General features: G+C 72.9%; 12 protein-coding genes and 2 tRNA genes. 8 read left to right on the top strand and 6 right to left on the bottom strand.

Annotated elements, in window-relative coordinates; genetic code table 11:
* Nucleotides 1-7: 7 nt before the first annotated feature.
* From GCG21_RS10245 to GCG21_RS17280, 3 genes are read right to left on the bottom strand one after another with little or no spacing between them, the layout of a single operon-like run.
* Entirely contained in the window at nt 8-2,749 is a 2,742-nt protein-coding gene (locus GCG21_RS10245) for a multicopper oxidase domain-containing protein (protein WP_370517442.1), read from the bottom strand.
* Nucleotides 2,746-3,918, bottom strand: a complete 1,173-nt coding sequence (locus tag GCG21_RS10250) for a hypothetical protein (RefSeq protein ID WP_194165043.1) — start codon at nt 3,916-3,918, stop codon at nt 2,746-2,748. Before GCG21_RS10250 ends, GCG21_RS10245 begins: the two co-directional genes overlap by 4 nt.
* A gap of 50 nt (nt 3,919-3,968) precedes the next feature.
* Complete coding sequence (locus tag GCG21_RS17280) at nt 3,969-5,018, bottom strand: DUF418 domain-containing protein (protein WP_152909592.1); 1,050 nt, start codon at nt 5,016-5,018, stop codon at nt 3,969-3,971.
* Nucleotides 5,019-5,100: 82 nt separating this feature from the next.
* Between GCG21_RS17280 and GCG21_RS10260 the strand changes: the two genes are divergently transcribed.
* Together GCG21_RS10260 and GCG21_RS10265 are read left to right on the top strand one after the other, a co-directional pair.
* Nucleotides 5,101-5,898, top strand: a complete 798-nt coding sequence (locus GCG21_RS10260) for a class I SAM-dependent methyltransferase (protein ID WP_152909593.1) — start codon at nt 5,101-5,103, stop codon at nt 5,896-5,898.
* Nucleotides 5,899-5,914: 16 nt separating this feature from the next.
* Nucleotides 5,915-6,694 carry a fumarylacetoacetate hydrolase family protein gene (locus tag GCG21_RS10265; RefSeq protein ID WP_152909594.1) on the top strand — a complete coding sequence of 260 codons (780 nt, stop codon included), beginning with the start codon at nt 5,915-5,917 and terminating at the stop codon, nt 6,692-6,694.
* 6 nt (nt 6,695-6,700) lie between these two features.
* On the opposite strand, the gene GCG21_RS10270 is transcribed toward GCG21_RS10265, so the two are convergent.
* Together GCG21_RS10270 and GCG21_RS10275 are read right to left on the bottom strand one after the other, a co-directional pair.
* Complete coding sequence (locus GCG21_RS10270) at nt 6,701-7,972, bottom strand: MFS transporter (protein ID WP_152909595.1); 1,272 nt, start codon at nt 7,970-7,972, stop codon at nt 6,701-6,703.
* Between the two features lie 75 nt (nt 7,973-8,047).
* Complete coding sequence (locus GCG21_RS10275; RefSeq protein ID WP_152909596.1) at nt 8,048-8,509, bottom strand: DoxX family protein; 462 nt, start codon at nt 8,507-8,509, stop codon at nt 8,048-8,050.
* A 102-nt stretch (nt 8,510-8,611) separates the two neighbouring features.
* Between GCG21_RS10275 and GCG21_RS10280 the strand changes: the two genes are divergently transcribed.
* The 6 genes from GCG21_RS10280 to GCG21_RS10305 all read left to right on the top strand — a co-directional run bounded on the left by GCG21_RS10280 (nt 8,612) and on the right by GCG21_RS10305 (nt 13,609).
* Nucleotides 8,612-9,199 carry a TetR/AcrR family transcriptional regulator gene (locus GCG21_RS10280; protein ID WP_152909597.1) on the top strand — a complete coding sequence of 196 codons (588 nt, stop codon included), beginning with the start codon at nt 8,612-8,614 and terminating at the stop codon, nt 9,197-9,199.
* Nucleotides 9,200-9,212: 13 nt separating this feature from the next.
* Nucleotides 9,213-10,694, top strand: coding sequence for a glutamate--tRNA ligase (gene gltX, locus GCG21_RS10285; protein WP_152909598.1), 1,482 nt, complete (start codon nt 9,213-9,215; stop codon nt 10,692-10,694).
* Nucleotides 10,691-11,425 carry an HAD family hydrolase gene (locus tag GCG21_RS10290; RefSeq protein WP_370517443.1) on the top strand — a complete coding sequence of 245 codons (735 nt, stop codon included), beginning with the start codon at nt 10,691-10,693 and terminating at the stop codon, nt 11,423-11,425. The genes gltX and GCG21_RS10290 overlap by 4 nt, the downstream gene beginning before the upstream one ends.
* Before the next feature lie 136 nt (nt 11,426-11,561).
* Nucleotides 11,562-11,633, top strand: a tRNA-Gln gene (locus tag GCG21_RS10295).
* A gap of 53 nt (nt 11,634-11,686) precedes the next feature.
* Nucleotides 11,687-11,759, top strand: a tRNA-Glu gene (locus GCG21_RS10300).
* A 140-nt stretch (nt 11,760-11,899) separates the two neighbouring features.
* Nucleotides 11,900-13,609, top strand: coding sequence for a choline/carnitine O-acyltransferase (locus tag GCG21_RS10305; protein WP_152909599.1), 1,710 nt, complete (start codon nt 11,900-11,902; stop codon nt 13,607-13,609).
* Here the strand turns inward: GCG21_RS10305 and GCG21_RS10310 are convergent.
* Complete coding sequence (locus GCG21_RS10310; RefSeq protein WP_152909600.1) at nt 13,606-14,331, bottom strand: IclR family transcriptional regulator; 726 nt, start codon at nt 14,329-14,331, stop codon at nt 13,606-13,608. The genes GCG21_RS10305 and GCG21_RS10310 overlap by 4 nt on opposite strands.
* Between the last annotated feature and the right edge of the window lie 71 nt (nt 14,332-14,402).

The following is a 14,402-nucleotide window of genomic DNA, read 5'->3' on the forward strand; positions in this document are numbered from 1 at the left end:
CCGTCCCTCACTCGCTCACCTCGACGATCCCGCGGGCGCCGCGCTCGGCATCGGCCATGACGTGGTTGATCATCGAGTAGTGGCCGGCCTCGACGAAGACCGTCTCCACGAATCCGCCCTGGGCGGCGAGCAGGTCGAGTGCCTGCGATCCGCCCGCATCGTAGCCGGGTGGGTCGAGCGGCCCGCGGCCGTCCTTGAGCAGATACGTGCCCTCCTTGTACACGGTGTCGAACTGGGCGCCGACGATGTGGAAGCTCAGCGGCCGGTTCGGTCCGACATCGAGCAGCCAGAACCGCACCCGCTCGCCGACCCTCGCCTGCAACGGATTGTCGACGTACTGGTTGACGAAGCCGTTGAACATGACGGCGTCGACGTCCTCGGTCGCCGCCCTCGTCGCATCCACCTCGGCGGCGTCGCCGTCGCCGGAGGTGCCCGCCGCACCCGCGGTGTCCAGGTACAGCTCGGACTGGGTGATCACATAGGACCGGTCCACCTCCGGCAGCCCCGGCGGCTCGATGACGATCGCACCCGCCATCCCGGCCGCGATGTGGGCGGTCATCGGCATCGTGCCGCAGTGGTACATCCACATCCCGGCCCGCTTCGCCGTGAACGTGTACTCGAGGGATTCGCCCGGCGCGATGTCGCGCATCGGCTCGTCGGGCGCCAGCTCGCTCGCGTGGAAGTCGATCGAGTGCCCCATCGTGCCGTCGTTGATCAGCGTCACCTTGAACGTGTCGCCCACCCGCCCGTGCAGCGTCGGCCCGGTCGAGGAGCCGTTATAGGTCCAGCGCACCTGCCGCACCCCGGGGGCGACCTCGGTGGGCACGTCGGTCACCCGCATCGTGACTTCGTGCACGGTCTCCTCGGCCAGCGGCGGCAGCTCCGGGTCGAAGCCGGTGAAGTCCTCGGGCCAGGGGGCCATGAAGTCGATCGGGGACGACGAATCACCCGCATCACTCGAGGAGCCCGTGCCGCCGTGCATGCCACCCATGTCACCCGGGCCACCCATGCCACCCGGGCCGCCCATGTCACCCGGGCCGTTCATGCCATCGGAGCCGCCGGTCGCGACGACCTCGAAGACCATCCCCATCTGCCGGTGCCCCACGATCGAGCACCAGCCGTCGATGTCCGCGCCGACGACGCCCACCTCGAGCGTGGTCGACTCGCCCGGGGCCAGCCGCCCGGAGTTCGCGCCGTCGGCGAGCACGAGGTCGTGCACCTCCGCCTCGTCGGCGTTCGTCAGGTTGATCACGAGCTCGTTGCCCACGGGCACCTCGACGGACGCCGGGTGGAAGCGCATGTCGCTCATGGTGACGTCGACCGTGGTCACCTCGCCGGTGGCGGTCACCGCACTCGTGTCGCCGGCGGCCGGCCGGTCGGCCCCCGCCGTCGGGAAGCCCGCGGCGGCCGGGTCGAGGCCCACGCCGAGCGCGGCACCGACGGCGATGACCGTCACCCCGGCGATGAGCTGCGGCCGCGACCACGACAGCGTGAGGGCGCGCTCGGCCCGGTCGTGGGTGGGCGCCCCGCCCCGGGCGGGCGGGCTCGCCTGGGCCGCCCGCTTCGCCCGGATCCCGGCCGCGAGTCCGGTGAGGATGAACACGAGCGTGCTCGCGAGCGCCACGAGGGTCACGGCCGAGAGCACGACCCGCACGAGGCTCGGCACCGGCAGCAGGCACGCGGCGAGGCCGAGGTTGACCACGACCACCCGCCACGTGCCCCAGCGCTCCATGCCCTTCATCGTCGCCCGCAGCACCGACGGGCCGCCGCCGAGCACGACGGGCAGCAGGTAGCTGAGCGCCCCGAAGAGCACCTGGAGGGCGAAACCCACGAGGAAGATCACGGTGAGATTCCCGTAGGAGCCGGCGAGCGCCGTCCATCCGCGGCTGAGCAGGGCCACGCCCATGGTCACGAGGCCGATCGGCAGCCAGAGCAGGCCTGCGCCGACCGAGAGCGTGGGGAACGCGTACGGGGGCCGGTTGCGGGCGGCGACCAGGATCGGCCAGTAGACGACGAGCGCGCCGGCCAGGTAGCACGCGATCCCGGCCGCGGCGAGCGGCTCGAGACCCACGAGCGGGCCGGCGATCACGGCGGCGAGCCCGACGAGCAGCACCGGCAGCGCGCGGCGGGAGGTCCGCTCCGAGCCCTCGGCCATGCGGGTACGCAGCATCGTGGGCCACAGCGTGACGAGCGTGCCGAGGATGCTCAGTCCGATCCAGCCGAGCAGGTTCGTCATCGTGTGCGCCACGAGGAGCCGGCCGTGCCACGGGTCCCCGAGCCCCCGGGCGAGCAACACCCCGAACGTGGCCCCGACCGGCAGCATCGCCGCGGCCGCGACGTAGTAGCGCACCGTGATGCGGAACCGCCCGGGCAGGGCGACCCGCAGGCGCCGCACGAGCATGACCCCGTGCCAGGCGACGGCGACGCTGATGGCCGCGGCCCCGGCGATCGTCAGCGGCCACAGCGTCAGCGGCACCCCGGCGAACACGGCGACGGCTCCGACGTGGAACAGCCCCAGGCGCAGCGACTGTCTCCGGCGCGGCTCGATCGACTTGGTCTTGAGCAGCGCGTCGGCGAAGTGCACGCTCCAGACCATGACCGAATGGGTGAGCGCGCCCAGGGCCACGAGGTGCACCATGAGCCACCGGGAGTCGGCGAAGAACGGGTGGACGAGGCTGACGAGCACCGCCACGAACAGCCAGATGACGACGGGCCGGTCACGCATGAACCACGTGCCACGAGTACTCACGAATCACTCCGGGGGATGGACGACGTCGGGTCGGGTGGGGCGGGCCGGCTCACCTGTGCTCGGGTCGCCCGGGCTCGGGGTGCCGGTTCGGGGCGGGCGCGCGGGCCGAGCAGGCTCGAGGTGGCGGCCACGCCCACGAACAGCAGCAGCGCGATGACGTTGACGACCGAGCCGGCGCGCCAGGCCGCGGTGATCCCGGCGAGGTCACCGGCGGCGACCCGCACGACCAGCCCCGCGTGCAGGAGCGCGAGCGGGGCCCACATGACCGCCCGGTAGGGCAGCGGCCGGCGGAGCACGGCGGGCAGGATGATCGGGGCGTGCGCCATGACCATCGAGATCGCGAAGCCGAGCATGACCGAGTGCACCACGAGGTCGTAGAGCGCGCCGGAGCGCTGATCGCCGGCGACGAGCCAGGCCGCAGCGGCCACGAGTAGCCACGCGTAGCCGGCCAGGAGCGCGGCGGCGCTGAAGCGGGGCAGCCCCGAGGACCGCACGAGGGTCCGGGCGAGATCGTGGCGCACGAGCCAGATCACGAAGAGCCCGAGCACGAGCCCGGTGGCGCGCGCGCCCCACGCGGGCCAGGGGAGCGTGGCGGTGATCGTCAGGGTCAGGGCGGTGGCCGCGAGCACGAGGGTGCGCCCGCCCGTGGCGGGCATCGCCAGCCGCGCCAGCTCCACGCGTTCGGCCCCGATCGTGAGCACGAGGAAGCCCACGAGCCAGGGCATGATCCACGGCAGCGGCAGCCAGATCCACAGCGTGAGCGGGATGAGCAGGTGCACCGCGCCGAGGAGCTGCACGAGCACGACGTCGTCGTGATTGCGTCGCCACAGCGCCAGGTAGATCGCGATGAATCCGATCACCCCCTCGACGAGGAAGAGCTGCCCGAGCAGCGCCGGGAGCGGGGTGAGCAGCAGGAGTGCCCCGACGCCGAGGAGCGCCGGGGCGCAGAACGCCCAGGCCTGCCGCAGCGCCACGGCCCGCTCGAGGCAGATGAGCGTGCCGAGGAAGCCGCCGACCATGAGGATGCCGTGCAGGTCCGCCCACGCCGGCGCCTGCACCGGGGCCGGAACGCCGAGCAGCAGGAGCGCCGCGTTCAGACCCGCGAGCATGGCGAGCCCGGCGGGGACGAGGAAGGCCAGGCGGAGCATGGGGGTACCTGGGCGAGACACGCCCCCACTTTACGGGAGGGTCGAGTTTCGTAATTGGGACCTTCGGCGGATCACGGGGTGAGCGGAACGCTACGTCGCTGCGGGCGCGGTCCCGCCAGCGCAGCCACGAGCCGTTCGAGCGGGCCCTGCCCGAGCCAGGCCGTCCAGCCGGTCGCGGCCACGAGGGTCACGACGACGAGCCACAGCAACGGCGCCTGGGACTGCGGGAACCACACGGCGTCGGAACCGAGCACGGCGATATAGACGATGTGGGCGCTGTAGACCGAGAGGGAGAGCCGGCCGGTGGCGGCGATCGGGCCGAGCAGCACCCGCCCGGGGGCCGCCCGCGTCGCGAGCAGCGCCAGCGCGATCACCGCCACGCCGGCGCCGGCGTTGCCGAGCAGCTCCGGCGCCGAGTCGGTGTGCGGGGCGGGACTGAGGAGCGCCGCGGCGAAGCCGCCTTGAGCGGGCGCGAACACCCGCATCGCGAGCAGGCCGCCCCCGTAGCCCGCGACCGCCGCGGCCGCCCCCGCGGCGAGCAGTCGCAGCTGCACGGCCAGGCGCGTCAGGTCGAGGCGCACGACGGCCAGCCCGACGAGCAGGTAGGCGATCCAGGCGAGCGCCGGGTAGTAGCCGGTGGCGAGTTCGAAGAGCACGGGCGGCCCGTAGGCGGCGGCCGGCTCGCCGTTGACCCACAGCCGCAGCCCGGCCACGACCGGGGGAGCGAGCACCATGACGGCCCCCGCACAGCCCAGGAGCACCCCCGGCCGGTACCGCAGGAATCCGATCATGAGCGCGAACATCACCGCGTAGGAGCCGAGGATCACCACGACCGGGGTGCCGAGCAGCATGAGCACCGCCCCGGCGCCGTACAGTGCCGCGGACCGCCGGAGGATCCGCCCCCGCTCGGCGCGCAGGGCGACCACCTCGACGTCCCCGCCTCGGTAGGCCCGGGCGGTCATGAACCCCAGGCCCGTGCCCGCGAGCATCGCGAACAGCGCCGAGGGGCGCCCGTCCGCGAGCCACCCGCCGGGCATGGGCATGGCTAGATGCGCGACGAACATCCCGAGGATCGCGAGGCCGCGTGCCACGTCGATGCCGACCACGCGGATGTTCCTCACGGGCTCGGACCCCCTGGATCCAGATCGGGAAACCGCGGGCGGTTTCTTAGATAAACGTGCGCAACGGTACTACCGTGAGCAGATGAGCGAGCAATATCTGCACGGATATCACGCCAGCGTGCTGGCCTCGCACGCATGGCGCACCGCCGAGAACTCCGCAGCCTACCTGCTGGAGTATCTGGAGCCGGGTATGGACGTGCTCGACGTCGGCTGCGGGGTGGGCACGATCACGACCGACCTGGCCACCCACGTGCCGGGCGGGCGGGTGCTCGGGATCGATCGGGCCGCCGAGGTGCTCGACCGCGCCGCCGACCTCGCGGTGGCCCGCGGTGTGGAGAACGTGCAGTTCGAGCAGGCCGACGTGTATTCGCTGCCGTACGCGGACGGCTCCTTCGACGTGGTCCACGCCCACCAGGTGCTCCAGCACCTCAAGGATCCCGTCGCCGCGATCACCGAGATGCGCCGGGTGTTGCGCCGGGGCGCGCTCCTGGCCGTGCGCGATGCGGACTACGGCGCGATGACCTGGTATCCCGAGGCGGGGCTCACCGGCTGGCGCGACCTGTACCAGCAGGTCTCGGCCGCCCACGGCGCCCAGGCGCAGGCGGGCCGGCGGCTGCTCGCCTGGGTGCGCGCGGCCGGCTTCGGCCAGGTCGAGGCCGGGGCCTCCACCTGGTGCTTCTCCGATCCGGAGGAGCGGGCCTACTGGGCCCGCACGTGGTCCGAGCGGATGCAGCACTCCGGGGTGGCCGAGAAGGCGATCCGCACCGGCCTGGTCGATCAGGCCGAACTCGACCGGATCTCCGCGGCCTGGCAGGACTGGGCGGCCGACGACGACGGCTGGTTCGTGGTTGTGCACGGGGAGGTCCTGGCCCGCGCCTGAGCGCTACCGTAGGGGCATGCGCATCGCCCGTTTCGCCCATGGTTCCGACCCCGCCTACGGCCTCCTCGACGAGGCCGCCGGAGAACTCGTCGTGCTGCGGGGCGACCCGCTCCACACCGCGCCCGAGCCGACGGGCGCGCGGGTGCGTGTGGACGACGTTCGCCTCCTCGCGCCGGTCATCCCGCGTTCGAAGGTGGTCGGCGTGGGGCGCAACTACGCCGCGCATGCGGCCGAACTCGGCAACGAGGTGCCGGCCGAGCCGGTGCTCTTCCTCAAGCCGAACACCGCGGTCGCCGGCCCCGACGATCCGATCGTGCTGCCCGCCTACGCGGACCGGGTCGACTACGAGGCCGAGCTGGCCGTCGTCATCTCGCGGATCTGCAAGAACCTCACGCCCGAGCAGGCCCCCGCGGCGATCCTCGGATACACCGCCGCCTGCGACTACACGGCGCGCGAGGCGCAGCGCGCCGATGCCACGTGGACCCGCGGCAAGGCGTGGGACACCTCCTGCCCGCTCGGCCCGTACCTGGTCCTGGACGACGGCTCCTTCGATCCGGGGCGGGTGGGCGTGCGCTCCTACGTCGACGGTGAGCTGCGCCAGGACGGCACCACCGCCGACATGGTGCGCTCGGTGACGGAACTGGTGGCCTACGCCTCGAGCGTGTTCACGCTCCTGCCGGGCGACGTCGTCCTCACGGGCACGCCGGCGGGCGTGGGGCCGGTCGAGGCGGGCCGGCGGGTCGACATCGAGATCGACGGCATCGGCCGCTTCGGGAACCCGATCGTGCGCCGGTAGCCTCCCTCAGGCTCCCCGCAGCCGCCCTGGGCGGGTCGACCGGATCGCGATCGTGACCCCGGCGGCGACGAGCGTCAGGGCCACGGCGTTGATGAGGGTGAATCCGCCCAGTTCGAGCAGTGGCCCGGCGGCCGCGGCGAACACGGCCGCGCCCACGTTCATCGCCGCGTCCGCCGTGCCCTGGATCGGCACCCGGTGCTCCTCGGGGATCGAGGCGGTGAGCAGGCTCGAGCCCGCGATGAAGCAGGCCGACCAGCCGAGCCCGAGCAGCACGAGCGCGGCCGTGATCCGCGGGGTCGAGGAGCCGGCGACGTCGTCCACGAGCCCGAGGGTCGCGGCGAGGACGAGGATCGCGAACCCGGCCCAGATGACCCGCGTCGCGCCGTAGCGGTCGCTCAGCCAGCCGTACACCGGCGAGAGCGCGTACATGCCGAGGATGTGCAGCGAGATGACCAGGCCGATGATCGTGATCGAGTCGCCGTGGTGATCCATGTGCACCGGGGTCATGACCATGACCGAGACCATGACCGTGTGGCCGAGCACGACGGCCGCGAAGCCGAGCAGCGCCCGCGGGGCGGCGACCACCTCCCGCAGGCCCTCGGCCACGCCGATGGTCCGCGTGCCGGTCGGTGTCGACGCGGGTGCGTGCCCCGGTGAGCGCAGCCGGAGCGTCGTGAGCGAGGCGAGGAGGAAGACGACCGCGGAGACCACGAACGGCCCGCCGAGCTCGCCCACCCCGAGCGCCCGGCCGAGCCGGCCCGCCGGGCCGGCCAGGTTCGGGCCCGCGACCGATCCGAGGGTCGTCGCCCAGACGACGATCGAGAGGGCGACGGCCCGCCGGTGTACGGGCGCGTCGTCCGTGGCCGCGTAGCGTGCCTGGAACCCGGCGGCGGTCGAGGAGCCGAACGCGAGCATCCCGACGAAGAAGACGGGCGCCGAGCCCGTGCCGGCCCCGACGAGCACGAGGATCGACCCGGCCAGCGCGATGCCGAATCCGGTCGTCAGCGCCCGGCGGCGGGAGGTGCGCTGGGCCAGCCGGGCCAGCGGGATGGCGAGCGTGGCCGCCCCGAGGATCGAGGCGGTCTGGGCGAATCCGGCGTACGCCGCGCTCCCGGTCAGGTGCTCGGCGAGCAGCCCGCCGACGGCGAATCCGACCGCGATCCCGACCCCGGAGAGCAGCTGGGCGACCGAGAGCGTCGCCTGATTCCGGCCGAACGTGGGACGCGGGCGGGGCGCGGGCGAGTCGGGGCTCGCGTCGATCAGGTGGCCATCGGTCATGAGTGGCGCTCCGGTCCGTGCATCCGGGTCCCTTTCGGCGAAGTCGTTCGGTGATCCGCCCCCATGGTAGGCGGGCTACACGGCCGTGACCGTCACGGCCACGGCGGCCGCCAGGTACAGCAGTTGCACGAGGGCCCGGCGACCCAGGGGCGTGGTCGGCGCGCTCGGGTGGCGGCGCCGGCCCGCGGCGTAGACGTTGGCGGGGAACATCGCGAGCATGAGCATGCCGAGGCAGGCGGCGGCGACCGGTCGGATCCACGCGGCCGACGCCGGGGGGACGAGCAGCCCGACGGCCCCCGCCAGCTCCAGGACGCCGGTGACCGTGACCGCCAGCGCCGGGAAGGGGACGGCCGGCGGAACGATCGCGATCAGTCCGGCCCGGCGCGGCTGGAACAGGTGGGCGCTCGAGGTCAGCAGGAACAGCGCCGCCAGCCCCGCGGCGAGCGCCTGCGGCCAGGTGTCGAGGTAGTCGACACCCAGCCGGCCGAGGAGCCGGCCGACGAGGGTGACGCCCACGAGAGCGAGAAGTGGAGCCATGGCGGGCCTTCCGGGAGATCGAGGTATCTTGTCGGTGGCTAGATTACGGCGCGGGCCTCGGGCCTGTCTAGGCGGTGACTAGATTGGTTTAGGGTGGCGCGTATGGAACGGCCCTACCACCACGGAGATCTGCGTGCGCGCGTCCTGGCCATCGCCGCCGAGGTCGTGGCCGAGTCGGGGGTCGACGCGCTGTCGTTGCGCGAGCTCGCGCGCCGCGCCGGCGTCTCCCACGCCGCACCGGCCCATCATTTCGGCAACCGGCGCGGGCTGGTCACGGCGTTGGCGACCGAGGGCTTCCACCTCCTCGCCGCCACCCTGGAACCCTCGGTCGCCGCGGGCGAGTTCGATCGCACCGCGGTGGCATATGTCCGCTTCGCGCTCTCCCATCCCGGCCACTACGGCGTCATGTTCCGCTCCGACCTGCTCGCGACGACGGACGACGCGCTGGCGGACGCCCGCCGCCGGACGACCGCTCTCCTGGACTCGGGGCTCGCATCCGTGCCGGGCGACCGACTGCTCGTGGGCCCCACCCAGGCGCGCCAGTGCGCCTGGGCCCTCGTGCACGGGCTGGCCACGCTCTGGCTCGGCGGCGCGTTGCCGGGCACCGATCCGGAACGCCTGACGCTCGCCGCCGCCCATCAGCTGTTCGGTGATGCGACGGCCGGAACCGAGGCCGGCCGCGCCCAGTAGTCTGGTGGGCATCATGAGCACAATTCGCCTGCGTTTCTGCCCCTCGCCCACCGGTACTCCCCACGTCGGCCTCATCCGCACGGCCCTGTTCAATTGGGCCTATGCCCGCCACACCGGCGGCACCCTGGTCTTTCGGATCGAGGACACCGACGCCGCCCGCGACTCCGAGGAGTCCTATCGGCAGTTGCTCGACGCGCTGGACTGGCTCGGCCTCGACTGGGACGAGGGCGTCGAGGTCGGCGGCCCGCACGGGCCGTACCGGCAGAGCGAGCGGATGGAGATCTACGCCGACGTCGCCGCCCGGCTCCTCGCCGCCGGGCACGCCTACGAGTCGTTCTCGACGCCCGAGGAGATCGAGGCCCGTCACCGGGCCGCGGGCCGCGATCCGAAGCTCGGCTACGACGGCCACGACCGCGACCTGAGCGAGGAGCAGAAGGCCGCCTACCGGGCCGAGGGCCGCGCCGCCGTGCTGCGGCTGCGGATGCCGGCCGAGGACCTGTCCTTCACCGACCTCGTGCGCGGGCAGGTGACCTTCAAGGCCGGCTCGGTACCCGACTTCGTCATCGTGCGGGGCAACGGTCAGCCGCTGTACACGCTCGTCAACCCGGTCGACGACGCGCTCATGCAGATCACCCACGTGCTCCGCGGGGAGGACATCCTCTCCTCCACGCCGCGCCAGATCGCGCTCTACCGGGCCCTGCTCGACATCGGCGTGGCCACCGTCATGCCGGAGTTCGGCCACCTGCCCTACGTCATGGGGGAGGGGAACAGGAAGCTGTCCAAGCGCGATCCCGAGTCGAACCTCTTCCTGCACCGCGACCGCGGCTTCATCCCCGAGGGCCTGCTCAACTACCTCGCCCTGCTCGGCTGGTCGATCTCCCCGGACAACGACATCTTCTCCCGCGAGGAGATGGTCGCCGCGTTCGACGTGGCCAGCGTCAACCCGAATCCGGCGCGCTTCGACGTGAAGAAGGCCGAGGCGATCAACGCGACCCACCTGCGGATGCTCGCCCCGGAGGACTTCCGCGGCCGGCTCGTGCCGTACCTGCACGCTGCGGGCGCCGTCTCGGCGCCGGAGTACGCGGGCCTGGGCGAGCGGGAGCGGGAGATCCTGCGCGAAGCGGCCCCCCTCGTGCAGGAGCGCATGACCCTCCTCGGGGAGGCGCCGGGCATGCTCGGCTTCCTGTTCACGGCCGACGCGGACCTGATCGTCGAGGACGACGCCCGCGGCAAGCTGCGGCCCGAGGCCGCCGAGGTGCTCGACCGATCGATCGAGGTGCTGGCCGGGCTCACGGACTTCGGCGCCGAATCGCAGCAGGAGGCGCTCAAGGCGGTGCTCGTCGACGAGCTCGGCATCAAGCCTCGGTTCGCGTTCGCGCCGCTGCGCACGGCGGTGACGGGCCGGCGGGTCTCGCCGCCGCTGTTCGAGTCGATGGAGATCCTCGGGCGGGACTCGAGCCTCGCGCGGCTGCGCGCGCTGCGGGCGAGCCTGTGAGCCGGGCCGTCGTCTTCGACCTCGACGACACCCTCGTGGACACCCGCACGGCGTTCGCGGCGGCGATCGATGCGGCCACCCGGCTGCTCGACCCGGACCTCACCCCGGAGCGGTCCGCCGTGGCCCTGGCGAGCTGGCGACAGGATCTGGGCGGACACTACCGCGCCTACACCCGCGGCACGGTCGGCTACTGGGAACAGCGGGAGGCCCGGCTGCGCGAGATCGGCCGCGCCCTCGGCCTGCCCGGACTCGGCGCGGACGACGTCGAGGCGTGGAACGAGGCCTTCGACCTCGCCTTCGCGGGCGCCTGGGCCCCGTTCCCCGACGCCCGCCCGACGGTCGACCGGCTCCGGGAGGCCGGCTACGAGATCGGCGTCGTCACGAACGCCCAGACGCGCGTGCAGGAGCTCAAGCTCGCCGCGACCGGGCTGGACGATCTGCCGCTGCTCGTCACGATGGACACGTTCGGGGTCGGCAAGCCGGCCCCCGAGGTCTTCCTCGAGGCGTGCCGGCGGCTCGGCGTCGAGCCGGGGGAGACGACCTACGTCGGCGACGAGCTCGACACGGACGCCCGCGGGGCGATGAACGCCGGGCTGCGGGGCATGTGGCTGGCGCGTCCGGGGCGCCGCCGGGGTGGTCACCACGACGAGGACCCGGAGGGGGCCCGGGCCTCCGGTGTGGCGGTCCTCACCTCGCTGACGGAGCTTCCGGACCTGCTCGGGGCTCTCTGATGCGGATCGAGCACAGGTGTGGGCTTGCTCACGGCTCTCGTTTTGGTTCGCGGCCCCCGCTCCGGTAGAGTCATCCGGCGGTAGGACGTTTGGATCACGGCGCCTCGCGGCGTCCGATCCGGACCGAATACTCCGATGGGGTATGGTGTAATCGGCAGCACGACTGTTTCTGGTACAGTTAGTCTAGGTTCGAGTCCTGGTACCCCAGCGCGTGAAGAGTGCTCCGTCAGGTAGCATTCCGAAGGCAAGAAGAAATTGCATGGCCCCGTCGTCTAGCGGCCTAGGACACCGCCCTCTCACGGCGGCGGCGCCGGTTCGAATCCGGTCGGGGCTGCAAACAAGGCACAGGATCTCTGCTGAGCAGGGATCCTGTGCCTTTCTTCGTTGACGGGAGACTCGGGTCACGAGAATCGGCCCCGCCGCGGCGGTATCGTGAAGCCGTTGACGTGACCGTCCGAGATCGGAGGGTGCCCGATGAAGTCCCTCCCCGTTCCGCCGCTGGCGCAGACCCTGGAGCGCTATCTCACCGCGCTGGGGCCGCTCCAGACCGCGCACGAACGAGCGGTCACGGGCGCGGCCGTGACCGAGTTCGCGAACGCCGACGGTCCGGCCTGCCAGGAGGAGCTCGAGCGATTCGCCCGCGCCGAGCACCGGCGGGGGCGCAGCTGGCTGACTCGTGCATGGCAGGACACCTACCTCGAGCAGCGATCCCCCCTGCCGCTGGCCGGCAACGTCGCGTTCCAGCTCGCGTGGGACCGGACCAGGCGCGGGGTCGACCTCGCGGCCGACGTCGCCCATCGACTGGCCGCCGTCCACCTGCGTCACCTGCGGGGCGAGGCCCGGCCCGAGGTGAGCCCGCGCGGGGAGCCGCTCACGCCCACGCAGTGGCGCTACCTCGCCGGCGGGATCCGTGATCCGCGTCCCGGCACGGACGGCTTCCTCGAGGGCCACCCGTCACCGGCGCACCGCGAGATCGTCGTGCTCCGACACAACCGCGCCCATGCCCTGGCGGTGTCCGATGCCGCCGGGCGGCCCCTGCCGCGCCCCGCCCTCGCCGCGGCGATGACGCAGATCCTGCGCTCGGTCGCGACGCCGGGCACGTTCACCGACCCCTCCCTCCTCGGCAGCGAGCACGCCGCGGCCGTCCTCGATCGACTGCGCGCCGAACCGGCCGGCGCCGAGACCTACCGCCGGCTGCGCGAGGCCCTGTTCGTGCTCGACCTCGGCGACGAGGGCGAGACCGGCGGCACCGCCGAGGCGCTGCGGCGGGTGGCGTTCGATCCGGGAGCGGCGTGGGTGTACAAGCCGCTGAGCGTCGAGGTCGGATTGGTCGACGGCTTCGTCGCCGTCCACGTCGAGCATTCGATCCTCGACGGGGCGACGCTCGCCGCGCACGTCGCGCAGGCGCACCTTGTGCAGCCCGACGACCGGGTGGTCGAGGCGCCGGCGGCGGGGCGGCCGACGGAGCTGGTCTGGCCGGTCGATGCCCGGCTCCGGGGCGAGATCGACGCAGCCCTGCAGGCGTATCGCGCCGAGGCCGGCCGATATCGGGTCCGCGTGGTCACCGTGCCGTTCACCGCACCGGCGGGCCTGCGGTTCAGCCACGACGGCGCGATGCAGTGGATCATGCTCGTCGCCCAGCGCGCCACGTGGGGGCGGGTCCGCAGCACCTACGAGGCCGTGGACATGCGCGAGTACCTCGCCGGACGGACCGAGTGCCTGCGACCGAACACGCCCGAGGCGGTGGCCCTCGCGGGCGCGCTCCTCGACGGCGATGCCACGCCGGAACAGCTCGAGGCCGCCCGCGGGGCGCATTCGGCCCTCGTCAAGGCGTGCAAGAGCGGCAACGGGATCGACCGGCACCTGTTCGGGTTGCGGGCCATGGCCTCCCGGCTCGGGCTCACCCCGCGGATCTTCGCCGACGACGGCTACCGGCTGCTGACCACCGATGTGCTCTCGACCACCTCGATCGGCGGCCGGGGCGAGATCGTCCGGCTCGCCTTCGCTCCGACCGCGGCCGGGGGAGTGGGCGCGAACTACACGGCCGACCCGGGTGCATACGAGTTCTGCCTCACGTGGCGCGCCGATGAGATCGGCGAGATCGACGCCTTCGTCTCCCACCTGCGCGCGGGTGCGCGAGCGCTCGAGGAGGGGGCGCTCCGGGCGGGGCCGACGGCGCCCTAGAGTCCCTCGTCGGCCTTGCGCAGCACCTCGGTCAGCCGGTTCGCGGCGGCCACGACCGAGGCGGCATGCAGCCGGCCGGGCTGCCGGCTCATGCGCTCGACGGGGCCGGAGACGGAGACGGCGGCGATGACCCGACCCGACGGCCCGCGCACGGGGGCCGAGACCGAGGCCACGCCGACCTCGCGCTCGCTGATCGACTGGGACCAGCCGCGCCGGCGCACCCCCGAGAGGATCGTGGCCGTGAACTTCGCGCCGTGCAGCCCGCGGTGCAGCCGGTCCGGCTCCTCCCAGGCGAGCAGGATCTGCGCGGCGGAGCCGGCGAGCATCGTGAGCGTGGCGCCCACGGGGATGGAGTCACGCAGGCCCATCTGCTTCTCGGCCGCGGCCACGCAGATCCGCTGATCGCCCTGGCGGCGGTAGAGCTGGGCGCTCTCGCCGGTGTGGTCGCGCAGCGCCACGAGCACCGAGCCCGCGGCGGCGAGCAGTCGATCCTCGCCCGCGGCGGAGGCGAGTTCGGCCAGGCGCGGCCCGAGCACGAACCGCCCCTGCATGTCGCGGGAGACGAGTCGGTGGTGCTCGAGGGCGACGGCGAGCCGATGCGCGGTCGGGCGCGCCAGGTGGGTGCTGGCCACCAGCTGTGCCAGGGTCGCCGGACCCGCTTCCAGGGCGCCCAGAACGATCGCGGCCTTGTCAAGAACGCCGACTCCGCTAGAGTTGTCCATAAGTCGATATTGCCGTCTCGGAAGATGAGACGCAAGTTCGATGGTGAAACCCGGAGTGTCGCAAGGCCCTC

The organism is Pseudactinotalea sp. HY160, assembly GCF_009372055.1.
Classification (GTDB): domain Bacteria; phylum Actinomycetota; class Actinomycetes; order Actinomycetales; family Beutenbergiaceae; genus HY158.